This is a genomic window from Acidithiobacillus albertensis, assembly GCF_001931655.1.
Classification (GTDB): domain Bacteria; phylum Pseudomonadota; class Gammaproteobacteria; order Acidithiobacillales; family Acidithiobacillaceae; genus Acidithiobacillus; species Acidithiobacillus thiooxidans.
The window spans coordinates 703,873-722,113 of record NZ_MOAD01000001.1; the positions used below are offsets into that span (position 1 = coordinate 703,873).

The following is an 18,241-nucleotide window of genomic DNA, read 5'->3' on the forward strand; positions in this document are numbered from 1 at the left end:
GATCTCGCGGTTAATGAGGCGGCGGAATCAGCATATCAGAAGGGTGTGCTGACCACCGCCAGTCTTATGGTGGGGGCCCCTGCGGCGGCTGATGCCATACGCCGGGCGAAAAGCTTGCCTGGACTGGGTGTCGGTTTGCACCTGACTCTGGTGGATGGAGCGCCGCTGTTGCCAGCGGAACAGGTGCCGGATCTGGTGGACGTTCAGGGCCGTTTTGCAGCGGATTTATGGTTGCGCGGCGTGCGTTATTTTTTTCTGCCCAAGGTGCGCAGGCAGTTGGCGGCAGAAATTCGCGCGCAGTTTGCCGCCTTTGCAGATGCCGGTCTGGTGCTCGATCATGCCAACGCCCACAAACATCTGCATTTGCATCCTACGGTGTTAAGTCTGATGCTGGATATTGGGGAGGCATTTGAATTGCGGGCAGTACGTCTCCCCCGGGAGTCACTGGCGGTGGCGCGATGTGGTGGTGCGCGGGGCTTCGCACCTGCCTTCTGGGCTTTTTTTTTGCGCCCCTGGTTGGCAAGAATGCGCCGACAACTGGATAAGCGTGGACTGCTTTACAATGATTTGCTTTGCGGTCTGGATGCCACCGGACATATGACCGAATCACGCCTGCTGGGTCTGCTGAACTGTCTGCCAGAAAAGTCTCTGGTAGAAATTTATTTTCATCCGGCCACCACCCAGAGTCCTTTACTGCGAAAGCTCATGCCTGATTATGAGCCCCAGGCAGAATATGCCGCCCTGTTGAGTCCCAGGGTTGGGGAGTATTTGCATGATCATCAAATTGTGAGAGGTAGATTCAGTGATTTCACCAGCGGCTGAACGATTCCTGGAAAGTATCGGCAAATCCATTGCGCATTTTATGGTGCAGGTGGTCGATTTTTCAGTGCGACGGGCTGTTTGGGTGATGGGGTTGGTGCTGATTGGTACCTTGCTGGCCCTGTTTTATGCGTTTACACATTTTGCAGTAGATACCAATACCAGCCATGCCCTGTCTCGCGATCTGCCCTTTCAGAAGCGTGAGCTGGCTTACCACAAGGTTTTTTCCCAGGACCAAAACACCATTGTAGTCGTACTGCAGGGAAAAAATCCTCAGAGTAGCGACGCAGCAGTTACCCGTCTGGAGACCTGGCTGCGCGCTCGCCCGAAGATGTTTCACAGTGTGTACGTGCCGAGTGGTGGCAGTTTTTTTGAGCGGAATGGTCTGCTCTATTTGTCTCCGGAAAAAGTAAAGGATTTTGCCGATCGCATTACCAATGCCCAGCCCCTGATTGCCCGTTTGTCCGCCGATCCCAGTCTTGGTGGTTTAAGTGATTTGTTGAGTATGGCCATCAGCCAAAGACTGAGTAATGGTGTGCAGTTGCCGGGCATGACGGCCATATTCTCGGCGTTGAATGAGGCCGTGAAAGCCCGCCTGGAGGGTAAGCCGTACCAGATTTCCTGGAGTGAAATGATGGGCGGAGACCTGGCCAAGCTGGGCCCTGCCCAGCGCTTCGTCATCATTCAGCCAGCCATGAATTATCATTCCTTACAGCCTGCCGAGGCTGCCATCCGGACCTTGCAGGCAGGTTTGCAGAGTTTGCAGTTAAATACCGCCCACGGCGTCAGCGTCGGTGTGACCGGAGGGGCTGTGCTGGATGCGGAGCAACTCCAGACCGTCAGTCATGGTGCTGGTGAATCCCTGGCGCTGACTCTGGGGCTGGAAATCATTTTACTCAGCATTGCCCTACGCTCGGTGAAATTGGTGAGTGGTGTGCTGATCGGGCTGGTATCGGGCATTATTCTGACGACGGCCTGGGCCTTGTTTTTCGTCGGCCCCTTTAATCTCATCTCTGTGGCTTTTGCTATTTTGTTCATTGGTCTGGGTGTGGATTTCGGTATTCAATTCTGTCTGCGCTATCGCGAGGAATTGTTCAACGGTGCGGTGCATCGGGTAGCCATGCATCGGGTGACCCAGGGTATGGGAACAGCGCTAGGTTTGGCTGCAGTGGCGGCGGCACTGAGTTTTTACGCCTTTGTGCCTACCAGTTATGCCGGAATTGTGGATCTTGGGCTGATTTCCGGGACCAGCATGCTTATTGCGCTGCTGTTGACCCTGACTTTTTTGCCTGCTTATTTGACCTTGTGGCCCATTGCCTTAAACGGACAACATCGGGTCATTAATTATCCGCATTTTACGATGGTGCCTACTCTGGCAAAACATCCAATCCATCGCTATGCCTACTGGGTATTGGGTTTGGTGGCCATACTCGCCGTTGCCGCCATTCCCCTGGCGATGCGGGCAACTTTTGACTTTAATCCACTCCACATGATTGATAGTCACGCCGAAGGGGTAAAAGTCTTTGAAAAGCTGTTGGCTAACCCCGATACCGCTCCCTACCGGATGGAAGTACTCACACCCAATATTGCCGCTGCTCAGGCCGTGGCCCGGCGCGTCGAGCAGTTACCAACAGTGGCACGGGCATTGACTGTGGAAAGTTATATTCCCAAGGACCAGTCCAAAAAATTGGCCATTTTGCAGAATCTGCAGATTCTGGTACCCCCTTTTTCACTCATGATGCCGACAGCCTTGACCCCACCGGCTGCAGATACGCGTAAGAAACTGGATAAACTGGTCAAGGATCTGCGTGCTCTGGCTGTCAAGGATGGTCAGACGTCTGCAGATGGTAAAATGACCGGGCAGTTGGCTGATCATCTTCAGACATTTTTACAGAAGCAGGGAAAACAGCCCGCCGCCATGAATGCTTTACAGAATAGTGTGATGGGTACTCTGCCCGGCGAGCTGAAACAGCTGGGTATGGCTCTGTCCGCCGGACCGGTCAATTTGCAAACCCTGCCGGCAGCGCTCAAGGATCGCTATGTAGGTGCGGCGGGTCAGGCGCGTGTAGAGATTTTCCCCAAGGCCAATCTGAGTAGTAACCAGGCCATGTATCAATTTGTTCAGAGCGTGCTCAAGGTCGAGCCCAGGGCGGTTGGAACCCCGGTCATGCTGGTGCAGGGTGGAGAGGCTGTTCTTGGTGCCTTTCAGGAAGCTACCTACATTGCGCTGGCCAGTATCAGTCTGTTGTTGCTTTTAGCCTTGCGCCGTTATCGGGATGTGCTGCTGATCATGATTCCGTTGCTGCTGGCGGCACTGTTTACGGTCGCGGCCATGAGTCTGCTGGGCTTGAGTTTCAATTTGGGTAATATTATTGTCCTACCCCTTTTGATTGGTCTGGGTGTGGCATTTGCCATCTATATTGTGGTGCGCTGGCGCAATGGTGTGGATGTTGCCCATTTGTTGGGAACTTCAACCCCGATGGCCGTGTTTTTCAGCGGTCTTACCACCTTGAGTGCTTTTGGCAGTATGGCCGTATCCCGTGATCCGGGCATGGCGAGTCTTGGCGAGGCGCTGAGTCTGGCATTGGCCATTGTACTTTTGTGTATATTGATTATTTTGCCGACCCTGATGCTGCTGTTTACGTCTTCTCCCCGCGAAGAGGGAATCGCACAGGATGAAGGCAGCTAAGCCTTGAAACAGAAAATGCTCATTCTGCTCGCTGGATTACTGGGTCTGGCCTTAGGTGTTTATCTGGTGCTGCATGCCGGTTTTGCCGGAATTGTGGCACTGCTCGCCGTGGCGGGCTGGGGGTTGCTCTGGTTGCTGCCGTTTCATTTGCTGCCGCTGGCTCTGGATACCTTGAGCTGGAAGTGGCTGTTACGTGGCAAGGCGCGCGCCCCCTTTGGGTTTTTGTTGTGGTTGGCCCTGATTCGCGAATCGGTGAACGGTTTATTGCCGGTGGCACGGATAGGTGGTGAACTGCTGGGAATCCGAATGCTCAGTCAATATGGTGTCTCGCCCTACGTGGCCGGTGCCAGTGTCATAGTCGAGATCACTTTGACTCTGGTGAGTCAGTTCTTGTTTGCTTTGCTGGGAGTTGTGGTGTTGCTGTTTGCGGTCAGCAATCACCTCCTGGTTTTCGAAGTTCTGGGTTTCCTTTTCCTGTCGATTCCGGTGCTGGTCATTTTTTTCTGGCTGCAAAAACATAAAGGCTTGTTTTCGCTGGTGCAGAGCATCAGTAAGCGAATGCTTGACGGTTATGATGTTTTGGGGATTATCGGTGATCCGCGTCTTCTCGATGCGGAAATCCGGAGTTTTTACGACAAGGGGCGCGCTTTGTTAGTGGCCAATTTTTGGCAATTAGCCGGGCTTTTTGCGGGCACTCTTGAGGTCGTTTTTACTTTTTGGCTGTTGCACCATCCGGTACCTTTCTGGGCGGCCTTGCTCCTCGAAAGTCTGGGGCAAGCTTTGCGTAGTGTGGCATTTGTGGTGCCAGCAGGTATTGGAATTCAGGAGGGCGGTTTTATGCTGTTCGGAACGGTGGTCGGTATCGGTCCAGATCTGGCTCTGGCTTATGCTTTGGCCCGTCGTCTGCGTGAACTGTTTCTGGGTGTCCCGGTCCTCTTGTCATGGGTTGCATCAGAAAGTCATTATATGCGTCGAAGGTGGTTACAGGTTTCAACCGGGAAAGAGGGGGTTTTATGACGGCAATGGCCATAGAGCTGGGTTCTGAGCAGCATCGGGATTTGTTTTGCCAGTTCATGCACGATACCCATGTGCATTTTGATCCTGCAAATATGCCTTGGCCGGAACTGGATGCTGCCACGGAACAACGGGTCAAATCCCTGCCTTTCTGGGGCGAGGCGGTAGCGACGGAGAGTGTCACCGCGCGGATGGTTCAGAGCATGGCGGCACGGGAAACCGATCCCGTAGTGCGTGCTGCTGTGGCCCTGGATGGTCAGGAAGAACAAAGACATTCGGAATTACTGCAGGCTTTGATAAAACATTATCATATTCAGATACCTCCCTCTCCGCCGCCGCCGCCCTTGCGGGATCCCTACTGGGAGTTTCTATTTACGGGATATGGCGAATGTCTGGATTCCTATTTTGCTTTCGGGCTGTTTGCTGCGGCCAAAAACTCGGGATTTTTCCCGCCTGAGCTGGTCAAGATATTTGAGCCGGTCATGCAGGAAGAAGCGCGCCACATCATTTTTTTCATCAACTGGTTAAAATGGCACCGTCGGCGCCTGCCGTTCTGGAAAAAAATCGTCCTTGAGTTTCAACGTATCCAGGTCATCAGCATGCAGGCCTGGGCGCGGATTCAAACGGCAAGGGGCCTGAATGATCATCAGGAGGAAAATTTTACCATGACCGGCCATGAACAGGTGAGTAGCGACATTAGCCTGACACAGTTGCTCGCATTATGTCGGACGGAAAACGAGAGACGCTTTGCTGCTTATGATGCCCGTTTGCTGCGTCCGAAATTGGCACCGCGTATTGCCAATATACTGTTTTTCTTTCTGTCCCGGGGTAAAGGCGCCTGATTATTTGCTGCGCTTGTCCTGCATACGCTTTGGTATGTTATACTTGAGCAATTAAGGTTGTTATTTGTTCACAGGCTGTTTAGCCACCAGGTGGGGGTGTTGATACTATGGGTGTTCCTTTAATTCAGAGCTACAAGGTGGGTCGCTACATTGTTTCGCAAAAACTGCGGGGGCGTAAGCGTTATCCTTTGGTCCTGATGCTGGAGCCGTTGTTTCGTTGTAATCTGGCCTGCGCGGGTTGCGGGAAAATCGATTACCCCGATGATGTGCTGGATAAACGCCTGTCGGTGGAAGAGTGCATTGGCGCAGCGGAAGAATGTGGTGCGCCCATCATTTCCATTGCCGGTGGTGAGCCACTGATTCACAAGGATATGCCGGAAGTGGTGAAGGGTTTGGTGGAACGCAAGCGCTTCGTTTATTTATGCACCAATGCACTCCTGCTGAAAAAGCGTATGGATGATTATACGCCTTCTCCTTATCTGACATTTTCTGTCCATCTGGATGGCAATGAACACCGCCATGATGATTCTGTCTGTCAACCGGGGACCTACAAGCGGGCAGCTTTGGCTATTCAGGAGGCGGTTGAAAAAGGCTTCCGGGTGACCGTGAATTGTACCCTCTTTCAGGGTGAAGGGGCGGAAGAAGTAGCCAATTTCCTGGATGACTGCAAGGCCCTGGGTGTTGAGGGTGTGACTATTTCTCCCGGCTTCAACTATGAGAGAGCCCCCCAGCAGGAAGTATTCATTCAAAGGCGCGCATCCCGACAGTTGTTCAGGGATATTTTCCGTATTGGTAAGGAACGCAAGGCGAAATGGACGTTTAATCAGTCCAGTCTGTTTCTGGACTTTCTGGCAGGTAACCAGAATTATCAATGTACGCCTTGGGGAAATCCTACCCGCAATATTTTTGGCTGGCAGAAGCCCTGCTACCTTTTAGTGAGTGAAGGCTACGCCCAGACTTACAAGGAAATGATGGAAACGACTCCTTGGGATCAGTACGGCGTCGGGGTTAACCGCAAGTGCGATCAGTGTCAGGTCCATTCCGGTTTTGAGCCGACAGCGGTCAATGACACGTTTGCGCACCCCCTGCGGGCGCTTAAAGTAGCCTTGCGTGGGCCGCGTACGGAAGGCCCTATGGCTCCGGATATGCCAACCATTCCCCCTTCACAGGGATCCGACCATCCGGTTTTTCCATTACGGGTTGAACGTTAGTAAGCGATTGGCCGTCCAAAAAGGGCTAACAGGGAGATTTTATGCTTATGAGAAATGCCATGTTGCTTGCTGTCGCAGCGGCTTTGTCCATGTCGCCAATGATTTCAGCCGGAGCAGCTGTCGCAGCTCCGGCTGCCGCGCAAGCCAAGGTCCTGACACCAAAAGCCACTATTGATACGCTCGATGCAGCCTTATTGAAAGCCATGCAGGGTGGCAGCAAAATGGGTTATCAGGGCCGATATGCCGTGGTGTCTCCTGTAGTCCGGAAAGTCTATGATTTTGACCGGATTGCCAGTCTGACTCTGGGCAGCCACTGGTCCAAACTGACCACTGCGCAACAGAAAGAATTTGTAAGCGTGTTGGCGGACTATACTGCAGCCACATATGCGGCTCGTTTTGATAATTATCAGGGCGAACATTTTGCGGTCGTCAACAGCGAAACCATGCAGCCCGGAACTGAGGGCGTATTCAGCACCTTGACCATGCGCAATGGCAAGGTCCATCGTTTTGATTACCTGCTCCAGCAACAGGATGGACAGTGGCGTATTGTGAATGTGGTTGCCGACGGGGTCAGTGATTTATCCCTGAAACGTTCTGAATATGATGAAACCATTAAAACCAAGGGGTTCCCGGCCTTGATTGCGCATTTGAAAGCGCAAACTGCTCATTATGCGAGTGGTAAAAATTGATGCTTCGCTGGCGTTGGTTGCTTGGTGGCATCTTCGCCAGTTCCGTGCTGGCGCTATCAGGCTGCGCTACAGTGAATGGTCCCGGCTCCGGCACTTCGGGATCCGGTCGACCGCCTTTGCAAACCTTCAACCATACTATGTTCCATGTGAATATGGGACTTTACGATTATGTGCTTGAGCCGGTATCTACGGGTTACAAAGCGGTGACTCCGGGTTTTGTCCGCGAGGGCGTTAGTAACGTGTTTTCCAACGTGGGCATGCCTTACATTTTTATCAACGATTTTTTGCAAGGTCGGGTACAACAGGGTATGGAAGATTTGAGCCGTTTTCTGGTCAACTCCCTATTCGGTGTGGGTGGTTTGGTTGATGTGGCTGACAAACTGGATTTACCCATGCACGACAATAGTCTGGGGGTGACGCTTGGAGTCTGGGGCGTACCACAGGGACCCTATCTGGTATTACCCTTTTATGGACCCAGTTCGTTGCGGAGTTTGCCGGGTCTCGCCATGGTCATGTTTACCGGCCCCGCATATTATCTCACCAGTACCCCTGCCCAATATGCCTTGAGTGGCATGGGGGTGATTAATACGGGCTATGTGGATGGTCCGAAAATCCGCATGGTTCAGGAAGCGGTGGACCCTTATCAGTTTATGCGCAATGCCTGGGAACAGCATGAACAGTATTTGATCAGTGGCGGGGTAGTCAGTAAAAGCCAGTTGCTTGAAGGTCTGTCTTTACCTCCGCCTACTGGAACGACCCCAGCCAGCAATGAATCCAGCGTCAACACGAAAGGAAAGCATTAATATGGCTTTTGATCAGGATGCAGTGCGCCGTACGGCTCATCTGGCCCGTCTGGCCCTACCCCAGGAAGAAGTGCCGGCAGTGGCCAGTCAACTGGAAAGAATCATGTCGCTCGTTGAGGAGTTGAGTGCCATACCCACAGAGGGGATTTTACCCATGGCCCATCCTCTGGATCTGGAACAGCCACTGCGCCCGGATCAGGTGTCCAATCATGATGAACGCCAACGCCTGATGGCCAGTGCTCCGGCCACCGAGCACGGGCTTTTTCTTGTCCCCAAAGTCATCGAATAACAGGAGCAGCATTTGGACCTCCACGAATTTTCTCTGCGGCAACTCCGCGAGGGTCTGCAAAAACGGGATTTCTCTGCACAAGAGCTGACGCAAACCCTGCTCAAGCGTATCCATACCTTAAACCCGGAACTGAACGCTTTTGTAACAGTGACCGAGGCTGCTGCCCTGGAATCTGCCGCTCGGGCTGATGACCGTTTGGCAAAAGGCGAAAGCGGAACGCTGCTGGGTTTGCCCATCGCCCATAAGGATATTTTTTGTACGGCAGATGTGCCGACTACTTGTGGGTCGAAAATGCTGAAAAACTTTGTCGCCCCTTATAGTGCCACTGTCGTGGAGCGTCTGTACGCAGAAGGCATGGTCATGCTGGGTAAGCTTAACATGGATGAATTTGCCATGGGCTCTTCCAACGAAACCAGTTATTTTGGACCTGTTCGTAATCCCTGGAATACGGAAATGGTACCCGGAGGTTCTTCCGGTGGTTCGGCAGCGGCGGTAGCAGCGGGTCTGGTGCCGGTGGCCACAGGCACAGATACCGGCGGCTCCATTCGTCAACCGGCTGCCCTTTGCGGTATTACCGGGATTAAACCTACCTACGGACGGGTTTCCCGGTATGGCATGATTGCGTTCGCATCAAGTCTCGATCAGGGGGGGGCGATGGCGCGTTCCGCCGAGGATTGTGCTTTGCTGCTGAATGCCATGGTGGCCCATGATCCTCGGGATTCTACCAGCCACCCGGCGGCTGCCAGTGATTTTCTGCGTGGACTGGATCGTCCTCTGCAGGGATTGCGCGTCGGCGTGCCCGAAGAGTTTTTTGGCGAGGGACTGGATCCGGAAGTGGCTGCCGCCGTGCAGGCGGGGATAGATCAGTTAGCCAAACAGGGCGCTTCCATTCAATCCATTCGCCTGCCAAATAACCCTCATGCGGTCAGTACCTATTACGTCCTGGCACCGGCTGAGGCTTCCAGCAATCTGTCGCGTTTTGACGGAGTACGCTATACCCATCGCAGTAGTGCCGTAGAAAACCTGGATGACTTGTATCGGCAGAGCCGTTATGAAGGTTTCGGTGCCGAAGTGCGGCGGCGTATTCTGGTCGGCACTTATGTCCTTTCTGCGGGCTATTATGATGCCTACTATCTCAAGGCCCAGCAGGTGCGAAGTCTGATTCGCGAAGATTTCCGCCGCGCTTTTGCCGAGGTGGATGTCATTGTCGGCCCTACGACCCCGGGACCCGCCTTTGCACTGGGTGCAAAAAACGCTGATCCAATTTCCATGTATCTGGCCGATATTTATACCATTGCCGTGAATCTGGCGGGGATTCCGGCTCTCAGTCTGCCCTGTGGCTTCACCCAATCCGGCCTGCCCATTGGCATGCAGTTGATGGGAGATTATTTTGCTGACGATTTATTGTTGAATGTGGCGCATCGCTATCAGCAGGAAACTGACTGGCATCTGGCACGACCAAACTTGAAGGCGGGGGAGGCATGAGTATGGACTGGGAAGTGGTTATCGGTCTGGAGGTTCATGCGCAACTTAACACCGCCACAAAAATATTCTGCGGCTGCCCGACTGCTTTTGGTGCAGAACCCAATAGTCATACCTGTCCGGTTTGTCTGGCCATGCCGGGAGCATTGCCGGTTTTGAACGGGGTAGCCGTCGATAAAGCCATTGCTTTGAGTCTGGCGATTGGTGCCGAGCTGAATCGGCATAGCGTGTTTGCGCGAAAAAATTACTTTTATCCGGATTTGCCCAAGGGCTATCAAATCAGTCAGTACGAGTTGCCGGTTGTCGGCAAGGGGCAGTTGACGGTACAGATGGCGGATGGTTCTGAAAAGGTCATCGGCGTCACCCGCGCACATCTGGAGGAAGACGCGGGTAAATCCCTGCATGAGGCTTTTGTCGGCCAGACTGGTATTGATTTGAATCGCGCCGGGACGCCACTGCTGGAAATTGTTTCCGAACCGGATATGCGTTCATCTGCGGAAGCGGTGGCTTACTTGAAGAAACTGCATGCGCTGGTGCGCTATCTGGAAATTTGTGACGGCAATATGCAGGAAGGTTCATTTCGTTGTGATGCCAACGTTTCCCTGCGCCGTCCTGGAGACCCTTTTGGTACCCGGGCGGAGATCAAGAATCTGAATTCTTTCCGGTTTCTGGAAAAAGCCATTGAATATGAAATCCTGCGCCAGAAAGATATTCTGGAGAGTGGTGGCAGCATTGTTCAGGAAACGCGCCTGTATGATGCCAACCGGGATGAGACACGCTCCATGCGCAGCAAGGAAGAGGCCAACGATTATCGCTATTTTCCGGATCCTGACTTGTTGCCTCTGGTTCTGGATGAGGCGCGTATTGAAAAAGTCCGGCAAAGTCTGCCTGAACTCCCGGATGCCAAGCGTGAACGCTTTATGCAGGCCTATCAGCTCTCGGCCTATGATGCCGGTGTGTTGACCGCCGGGCGTGATCTTGCCGACTACTACGAGAGTGTGGCGGATGGCGTGGAAGGTAAGCTGGCGGCCAACTGGGTCATGGGTGATTTGCTCGGAGCTTTGAATAAAGCGGGGGTCGAAATTCAGGATTGCCCGGTGTCTGCCGAAAAATTACGCCTGTTGGTGCAGCGTATTGAAGATAAAACCATTTCCGGGAAAATTGCCAAGGAAATATTTGAGGAAATTTTTCACCAGGGTGGTGAAATTGATGCCATTATTGACAGTCGTGGCCTGCGTCAGATTACCGATGCGTCAGCCATTGCTGCTATGGTAGATGAAATTATTGCTGCCAATCCCCAGCAGGTTGCGGGTTTTCGGGCGGGTAAGGATAAGCTCCTGGGCTTTTTTGTCGGCCAGGTGATGAAAGCCAGTCAGGGTAAAGCCAATCCTGATCAGGTGAATACCCTGTTGCTGGAACGACTCCAGAAGCCGGAATGAAATTTTGAAGTGTTGTTTTGCGGGTGGGTAATGCCCGTTCATTCAAAAGGGTGTCAGCAGAAGGCACCCTTTTTATATGACAACTTTTGGGTGCGCTCAGGAAGCCGGAACAGTGGCGGGCACTTCCTTAACCAGTTTCAGAAATTCGGAGAACGGACCCATGTTTTCCATGGCTTCCATTTTCGGACCCTTGAAGTTGAGACGTCCAAACATCATGGCCATTGCAGGTGAACCCATGTGATGCCAGTCATGGGTCGTTGCCCACATTTTGTAGTCGTAGTTGTAATTAAGGTCGGCAACCTTCACCGCACCACCGTAGATGCATTCAGCCTTACCGTCTTTAGCGGCAATTTCGAGCTGAATGGGCGGCGTGGTTTTCATGCTGGAGTCAGAGACCTCCATTATCTTGTAACCCTTACCGCCATTATTTTTGATCCAGGATCCCGCGAGTTTTTCGGTCAGCGTCGGATTATTGTTCCATGCTGTGCAAAGCTCCTTGGCCCAGGCAGGAGACATGAAAGCGGGGGTTGTGGATGCTGCTGTTATGACACTACTCTCTGTTGCGGAACTGCTTGTATCTGCTGCAATTGCCATCGTAGAACCGGCAAGACCCAATCCCAAAACCGTCGCCATCATCATTTTTTTAAACATCATTTTCTCCTCCGCCATAAGTATGGAATGCTCCCATTGAGCATCTCATGAGTATAGACCGGGTTTGGTCTTGCGGAAACCAAGGTATTTTTAATTTGGTGATAAACAATTAGAAAATAATAACATAATGAGTTTCTGGTGTACTGAAGGAATATATTTTTGTATGAGTTAAAGTTGTCTGGCATTCACATTTGCCCGGGCTTTGGTTAAACTCCACAGTCACGGAGGTGTGGCAGAGCGGTTGAATGCACCGGTCTTGAAAACCGGCAGGGGTTTGCGCCCCTCGTGAGTTCGAATCTCACCGCCTCCGCCACTATCAATAGCAAAAATCGGTCAGCAGTTTTCTTGCAGAGCTTTTTCAATAGCTTTACATAATCTCTCAGGTTTCTTGTTGGGTGCATAGCGGGCAATAGGTTGTCCGCTTCGATTCAACAGGAATTTTGTAAAATTCCAGCGTACTTTACGACCCCAAAATCCCGGGAGACTTTTAGTTAACCATTGATAAAGAGGGGATGCATGTGCTCCGTTGACGTCAATTTTCTCGAACAACAGAAAATGGATGTCAAAATGTTGAGAGCAGAATAGTTGAATACTTTGGTTGTCTCCTGGTTCCTGATGCCCGAACTGATTGCAGGGGAAACCTAAAACCGTGAATCCTTGAGAAGCATAGGTTGTGTATAATTCATTCAGTCCGGCATATTGCGGAGTGAATCCGCAAGCGCTGGCAGTGTTGACGATCAAGACAACCTGCCCCCGAAAGTGGCCAAATCTTATTTCCTCTCCGGTAATGCTGCGGGCCTGCATATTATAAAATGGGCTCATTTTAGCGTAATCCACCTCAAATTATGCTTTTGCTCAATTTTTAACGTTTTATTATAGCGGTTCAATGCTACCTTCAAGAAATTGTTCAAGCGTTTCTGACTGTTGCTTGTCCTCAAAAATAAAGGCAAAACCCAAAAGAGCAAAGCCGTTAGGTCCGATAGTCACGTCATCAGAATCGGATAGGTTTTGTGTCACCAGTGCAGAGCGCCGCAGCTCAGCCCGGCTTTTCCAACTGCTACGATCCGATTTGAGCAGAATAATTTCTCCTTGTTCATGCAGATGTATATTCAGTTTGCCATCATCATAGGTGGCCATATGCATTCCACCCATAAAGCCACCATAACTCACATCCATAACCTGTCCATATATGGGTTCATTCAGTTGTGGGTTACTCCAGTAGGCAGTCATATTGACCGTTAGGCTGAAGCGTTCATGTTTTCTGGTATTTCGAAGCCATAACTGTTTTGGATAATCGATATGCATTCCTGAGGCGTCGATCGCCCTGATGGTAGAGAGGAATCCCAGGGACTGGTCTGTACCATAGTACACACAGAGTACTTTTTCCCCGATTTGTCCGAGAAGACTCAAGGGGTTGTCCGTATTTATCTGAATAGATGTGGCCGTCATTTTGGTAATGGCAATTTGCTGGGTGAGGGCAGTCTGTTCGCGAAACAGGGTCAGATATTTATGTTGTAGGCGCAGTTCAATCAGCAATTCCGGAATGTCTTCGGAATCTACGGTGTTCCAGGAAAGAAACAACTCTTGCGCGTGTTCGTATAGAGGTTTGTTGATCATGGCAGCCGCTCTGGTTGGGTATGTAAGCATATCATGGTTCGTGATATTCGCTAATCAAATCATCATTATTTCGTTATATTAAATATCAATAATATTACTTTTATCCACTTTTAATAAGAAGGGTGATCTCATAGATTTTTTATAGTTGTTCTACAGAGGGTAGTAATGTATATATCGCATAACACTATCCAATATAAATCAGGGTTGAGAGTATAAAGAGTAGAGCTAATTATTTAACCTGATGAATATAATAATAAATTTTCACATTTGAATAGTGGTTTAGTACCTTTTTCTAATAAATACCTCATTGAAGGAGAGGTGAATATGTTGAAGAAAGCAAAGCTAAGTCACTTGCGTTATTTGGCGATTATTCCGTTACTGCTGTTATTGAATGGCTGTGCAAAACATTCCATCTGGTGGATATTTAATCCCAAGGGAGTAGGTGCCCATGCCAGCTTCATATACATGATGATTGATGTGGCCGTCATGCTGGCGATTGTTGGTGTTACGGCCATTTTGATTGTCTGGTTCATGTGGAAGTACCAAAAAGGCAAGAATCGTGGCACCTATGATGGGAAATGGGAGCATTCCAGAAAACTAGAGGTGGCCTTTTGGGGTATCCCAATCGTTGCCGTTGCTTTTCTTTCCTGGGCCGTAGCCATACATGGCAGTTTCGCGGTCAATCCCTACAATCCTACCATCATTACCAAACACATGAAGCCGAAAGGCGATCCCATACAGGTTGATGTCATCGCGACGGATTGGCAATGGCTGTTTATCTATCCCAAGTTTCACAACATGGCCGTCGCCAATGAACTGGTCGTGCCCGCCCATACGCCGGTGTTTTTCAAGTTGACCTCTACGGCGGTCACTACGGACTTCTTTGTACCCCAGTTGCTGGGCATGATTGATGTGATGCCAGGCATGCGCACTAAAGATGCCTTAGAAAGCAACAATCTCGGGACCTATCAAGGTATTGCTGCAGATTATTGCGGAGCAGGAACTTCGTGGATGCTCTTCAAAACCAAAGTGGTCAGTATGGCCGATTTCAAACAATGGGCGCACGGTGTTGAAAACAGCCCGAATACCATGGATTACGCGCAGTTCAACCGCTTTGCCGAACCCTATATCAATGTAAAGGATAAAACCCCGGTTTATGGGCATGTTGAGCATGGTCTTTTTAATCATCTGCTTCTGGAGGTTATGGATGGCAAAAAATGGCCTTTACCCATGTTTATGACTGAAAACATGTTTCACTACTTAAAACTGCAAGCCGCAGAACATCGCGCCTGATAACAACAGACTCGCAATGGAGAACCGCTATGCTGGTTAACGTACCTGGACCCTGGAGTCCTCTGCTGGGACGTCTCGCCTTGTCCGAGATCCCTTACACCAACCCCATTCTTGCGCCGCTCTTTGTGGTGATCGTTCTCGCCGGAATAGCGTTGGTGGCAGCTATCACTTATTACGGAAAATGGGGTTATCTCTGGAAAGAATGGTTTACCACGGTAGATCACAAGAAGTTGGGTGTCATGTATATCATCCTTGGTCTGGTTATGCTTTTTCGAGGATTTATTGATGGCCTGATGATGCGTACCCAACAAATGCTGGCTGTGGGGCCTGGTGATAATGGTATGAAAGCCATGGGCGCAATTCACGGCTATTTGACCCCCTTTCATTTTGGTCAAATATATAGTGCGCATGGATTAATCATGATTCTTCTGGCGGCTACGCCACTATTGGTCGGCATCATGAATATTATTGTCCCCTTGCAAATTGGTGCTCGGGATATGGCTTATCCCTATCTGAATGCTTTGGGTTTATGGATTACTGCCGCTGCTGTGTTTCTGATCATGATATCTCTATTTATAGGGGACTTTTCGCACAATGGCTGGTTTGGTTATGCGCCTATATTTGAACTGGCTTATAGTCCTGGTGTAGGTGTGGACTACTGGATATGGACTCTGGAGTTGGTGGCTCTTGGAACGACATTAGGAAGTATCAATTTTCTCGCAACAGTGGTTAAAATGCGGGCACCTGGAATGACCTGGAGTCGTCTGCCAATTTTTACATGGTCTGCTGTTTCGGCCAATATTATTGCGTTAACTTCCTTTCCCTGTTTGCAGGTGGCCTTGGCACTGGTGGGTGCGGATCGCTATCTGGGTACTCACTTTTTTACCGCCGGATTTGGTGGAAATTTGATGCTGTACACCAACCTGTTCTGGCTCTGGGGCCATCCAGAAGTTTATTTCGTCATTCTTCCGGCTTTTGGCATGATTTCTGAAATTATTCCTGCTTTCTCCGAAAAGCCGATTTTCGGTTATACGGCCATGGTATTAGCTACTTTTGCCATTGCTGGCGTATCCTGGATTGTCTGGCTGCATCACTTTTTTACCATGGGTATGGGTCCTTATGTCAGTACGGAGTTTAGTATTGCGACCATGCTGGTGGGTATTCCCACGGGTGTGAAAGTCTTCAATTGGGCAGCAACCATGTACAAGGGAAGACTCACTTTTAGCGCAGCCATGCTCTGGGCCATTGGTGCTTTGTTCCTGCTGTTGATTGGTGGTCTGACCGGAATGATGCTTTCTATTCCAGCGGTTAACTATATGGTGCACAACAGTGTATTTGTGGTGGCGCATTTCCATATGATGCTGCTTTGTATTGTCTATGCGGTTTTCGGTGCAGTGATTTTCTGGTTTCCCAAGGTTTTCGGTTTCAAGCTCCACGAAGCCTGGGGAAAAATCATGTTCTGGTTATTTAGTGCCGGCACCTTCCTGGTCTTTTTCCCGATGTTCATGCTGGGATTTATGGGCGAAACACGGCGCCTGGATTGGCCTTTTGATCCGCATTGGGCAGTATGGTTTGATGTTCAGGAAATTGGCATCGTCGTTTATGTACTGTCGGTACTGGCCTTTCTTTGGATGATTTATGTCAGTATTCGGGATCGGGCGCATCATCGTGTGGGTGCAGATGCCTGGGGTACTTCCCGGAGTCTGGAATGGCTGACCGATTCACCTGTGCCTTTTTATAATTACGCTATGGTTCCTCATATCAATGCCCGGGATGAAGCGGCCTGGCGTCGGGAGCATGGCCTTTCAGAAAGTCGGCCAGATCACTTTGCTGCCATACATATGCCCAATAACACAGGCGTAGCCGTTTATATTGGTGCATTAACCTTTGTCATAGGTTTTGGACTGACCTGGCGGATCTGGTGGTTGACCGTTGCGGCGCTGGTTTTAACGGTACTGATCATGATTTATCGTTCCGGTAAAGGTGATCCTGGTTACGTTATTTCTGCAGAAGAAATGGAAAAGCTGGATCGGCAATCCCGGCAGAACATGTCTGATGGTCAACAACATCTCCCCAAAGGCGGTGGTTATACCGGAGGAACAGTAACGGCTTATTCCGCCGCAGCAAGTGATCAAAGACCTCAGGGTACTCCGCCTGGAAATTCCCGACCGTTGTCTTAATTCCACCGGATAGCGTGGCAGGATTGATACTGCCACGCTTTTGCCCAGCATTTAATGAAGGAGTTGGATATGAGTTCTTCTCATGATAAGCCCGTAGATCCCAACCAGGTCGTTTTGTGGTCGGATGATTACGAAGGGCATGATGTAATTTCCACCCGAACCTTCGGGTTCTGGATGTATATTTTAAGTGACGGAATGTTGTTTGCGACACTTTTCGCAGCTTATGGCGTGCTGAGTTATTCTCATAGTTATTATACCGGTCCGACGCCGGCACAATTTGTTGCTCCCTGGTACACCTTTATTCAGACCATGGCCTTGTTTCTGAGTGTGCTGGCTTACGGGTTTTCCATGGCTTCACTGAAAACCGGCAGTAAGGCCGGCGTTATCAACGGAATAATTGCCTCCATGGTTTTGGGTATCGTCTTTGTTGGCCTGGATATTCATGACGTGTTGCGCATGATCAGCATCGGCGTAACGCCGGAAGTCAGTGGCGGTCTTTCCGCCTTTTACGCGTTGACCCAGGTCCACGCCGCCCACATTTTTGTCGGCCTGATCTGGATGCTGGTGATGTTGTATCAAATCTTGAGAAAAGGCTTTACGGAAGATGTGGTTGGACGTCTGATCAGTTTGCGCATGTTCTGGCAGTTTCAGGCGGTAATGTGGGTCTTTATTTATGTGTTTGTTTATTTGTGGGGGTATATGTCATGAGTCATGGTCATAGCAATCCGATTGAACATCCGGAAGTACAGATGGCGAGTCGTGGGAGTTATTTGACAGGATTTATTATTGCATCTTTATTGATGCTGGCTGCTACCATTCTGGTCAGTGGTCAGGTCCTGGCACCTTTCCCCCTGTTGCTGACCATTATGGGTTGTGCGGGTCTGGCGGCCATCGCCCAGATTTATTTCCTGCTGCATATCGACATTTCTGAACACAACATCTGGAATACGGTGGCCCTGGTAATGTTCATTCCCTTGTTTGTCATCACGATCGGACTGACCTGGTGGATGTTCTCACAGTTATACCTGCGCACTATGCCGATGATTCCGGGTATGCCAGGCATGCACTGAAGGGTGACTATATGGGTGAGAAAATCATGAGACAAGCTGCTGAGTTAGGTGGGGCGGGCGGGGAGGGGCAGCTTCCCCACGCCATAGAAGGGGAGATGACGCCGGCGGTGCGCCTGATTGGCCGGATCATCACGGCTGGTCTGCTGCTGGCGG

17 protein-coding genes and 1 tRNA gene are annotated in these 18,241 nt (G+C 50.6%); 15 read left to right on the forward strand and 3 right to left on the reverse strand.

Annotated features, from left to right (window positions below; translation table 11 throughout):
* The 10 genes from hpnK to gatB form a co-directional block, all read left to right on the forward strand.
* On the forward strand, positions 1-822 hold an 822-nt coding region (gene hpnK, locus BLW97_RS03710; protein WP_075322363.1), incomplete at its 5' end, for a hopanoid biosynthesis-associated protein HpnK.
* Between the two features lie 40 nt (positions 823-862).
* Positions 863-3,508 (forward strand): MMPL family transporter, encoded by a 2,646-nt coding sequence (locus BLW97_RS03715; RefSeq protein WP_423230368.1) that lies wholly within the window; start codon positions 863-865, stop codon positions 3,506-3,508.
* Positions 3,509-3,511: 3 nt separating this feature from the next.
* Entirely contained in the window at positions 3,512-4,525 is a 1,014-nt protein-coding gene (locus tag BLW97_RS03720) for a lysylphosphatidylglycerol synthase domain-containing protein (protein ID WP_143214834.1), read from the forward strand.
* The gene (locus BLW97_RS03725; protein ID WP_010636861.1) at positions 4,522-5,364 is read left to right on the forward strand and encodes a ferritin-like domain-containing protein; all 843 of its coding nucleotides are present in this window, start codon (positions 4,522-4,524) and stop codon (positions 5,362-5,364) included. Before BLW97_RS03720 ends, BLW97_RS03725 begins: the two co-directional genes overlap by 4 nt.
* Before the next feature lie 107 nt (positions 5,365-5,471).
* Entirely contained in the window at positions 5,472-6,575 is a 1,104-nt protein-coding gene (hpnH, locus tag BLW97_RS03730; protein WP_010636860.1) for an adenosyl-hopene transferase HpnH, read from the forward strand.
* 41 nt (positions 6,576-6,616) lie between these two features.
* On the forward strand, positions 6,617-7,264 hold the full coding sequence (locus BLW97_RS03735) for an ABC transporter substrate-binding protein (protein ID WP_075322366.1): 648 nt from the start codon (positions 6,617-6,619) through the stop codon (positions 7,262-7,264).
* Positions 7,264-8,067: an MlaA family lipoprotein gene (locus BLW97_RS03740; RefSeq protein WP_075322367.1), complete on the forward strand. Its 804-nt coding sequence runs from the start codon at positions 7,264-7,266 to the stop codon at positions 8,065-8,067. Before BLW97_RS03735 ends, BLW97_RS03740 begins: the two co-directional genes overlap by 1 nt.
* Position 8,068: 1 nt before the next feature.
* A complete protein-coding gene (gene gatC / locus BLW97_RS03745; RefSeq protein WP_075322368.1) occupies positions 8,069-8,356 on the forward strand; it encodes an Asp-tRNA(Asn)/Glu-tRNA(Gln) amidotransferase subunit GatC in 288 nt (95 codons plus the stop codon).
* A 12-nt stretch (positions 8,357-8,368) separates the two neighbouring features.
* Positions 8,369-9,841, forward strand: a complete 1,473-nt coding sequence (gene gatA, locus BLW97_RS03750; RefSeq protein ID WP_075322369.1) for an Asp-tRNA(Asn)/Glu-tRNA(Gln) amidotransferase subunit GatA — start codon at positions 8,369-8,371, stop codon at positions 9,839-9,841.
* Positions 9,838-11,277 carry an Asp-tRNA(Asn)/Glu-tRNA(Gln) amidotransferase subunit GatB gene (gene gatB / locus BLW97_RS03755; RefSeq protein ID WP_242947678.1) on the forward strand — a complete coding sequence of 480 codons (1,440 nt, stop codon included), beginning with the start codon at positions 9,838-9,840 and terminating at the stop codon, positions 11,275-11,277. The genes gatA and gatB overlap by 4 nt, the downstream gene beginning before the upstream one ends.
* Before the next feature lie 96 nt (positions 11,278-11,373).
* Here the strand turns inward: gatB and BLW97_RS03760 are convergent, their stop codons facing one another.
* Positions 11,374-11,931: an SCP2 sterol-binding domain-containing protein gene (locus BLW97_RS03760; RefSeq protein WP_242947679.1), complete on the reverse strand. Its 558-nt coding sequence runs from the start codon at positions 11,929-11,931 to the stop codon at positions 11,374-11,376.
* Positions 11,932-12,151: 220 nt separating this feature from the next.
* On the opposite strand from BLW97_RS03760, the gene BLW97_RS03765 reads away from it, so the two are divergent.
* A tRNA-Ser gene (locus BLW97_RS03765) sits at positions 12,152-12,241 on the forward strand.
* Positions 12,242-12,261: 20 nt separating this feature from the next.
* On the opposite strand, the gene BLW97_RS03770 is transcribed toward BLW97_RS03765, so the two are convergent.
* Both BLW97_RS03770 and BLW97_RS03775 read right to left on the reverse strand, forming a co-directional pair.
* Positions 12,262-12,750, reverse strand: a complete 489-nt coding sequence (locus BLW97_RS03770) for a glutathione peroxidase (RefSeq protein ID WP_065974693.1) — start codon at positions 12,748-12,750, stop codon at positions 12,262-12,264.
* A gap of 51 nt (positions 12,751-12,801) precedes the next feature.
* A complete protein-coding gene (locus BLW97_RS03775; RefSeq protein WP_075322370.1) occupies positions 12,802-13,545 on the reverse strand; it encodes a hypothetical protein in 744 nt (247 codons plus the stop codon).
* A gap of 324 nt (positions 13,546-13,869) precedes the next feature.
* On the opposite strand from BLW97_RS03775, the gene BLW97_RS03780 reads away from it, so the two are divergent.
* The 4 genes from BLW97_RS03780 (at position 13,870) to BLW97_RS03795 (ending at position 18,088) form a co-directional block, all read left to right on the forward strand.
* The gene (locus BLW97_RS03780; RefSeq protein WP_075322371.1) at positions 13,870-14,838 is read left to right on the forward strand and encodes a ubiquinol oxidase subunit II; all 969 of its coding nucleotides are present in this window, start codon (positions 13,870-13,872) and stop codon (positions 14,836-14,838) included.
* A 29-nt stretch (positions 14,839-14,867) separates the two neighbouring features.
* Positions 14,868-17,018: a cbb3-type cytochrome c oxidase subunit I gene (locus BLW97_RS03785; RefSeq protein WP_075322372.1), complete on the forward strand. Its 2,151-nt coding sequence runs from the start codon at positions 14,868-14,870 to the stop codon at positions 17,016-17,018.
* A gap of 69 nt (positions 17,019-17,087) precedes the next feature.
* A complete protein-coding gene (locus tag BLW97_RS03790) occupies positions 17,088-17,726 on the forward strand; it encodes a cytochrome c oxidase subunit 3 (RefSeq protein ID WP_010643012.1) in 639 nt (212 codons plus the stop codon).
* A complete protein-coding gene (locus BLW97_RS03795) occupies positions 17,723-18,088 on the forward strand; it encodes a cytochrome o ubiquinol oxidase subunit IV (RefSeq protein WP_010643010.1) in 366 nt (121 codons plus the stop codon). Before BLW97_RS03790 ends, BLW97_RS03795 begins: the two co-directional genes overlap by 4 nt.
* The last annotated feature ends 153 nt before the right edge of the window (positions 18,089-18,241 follow it).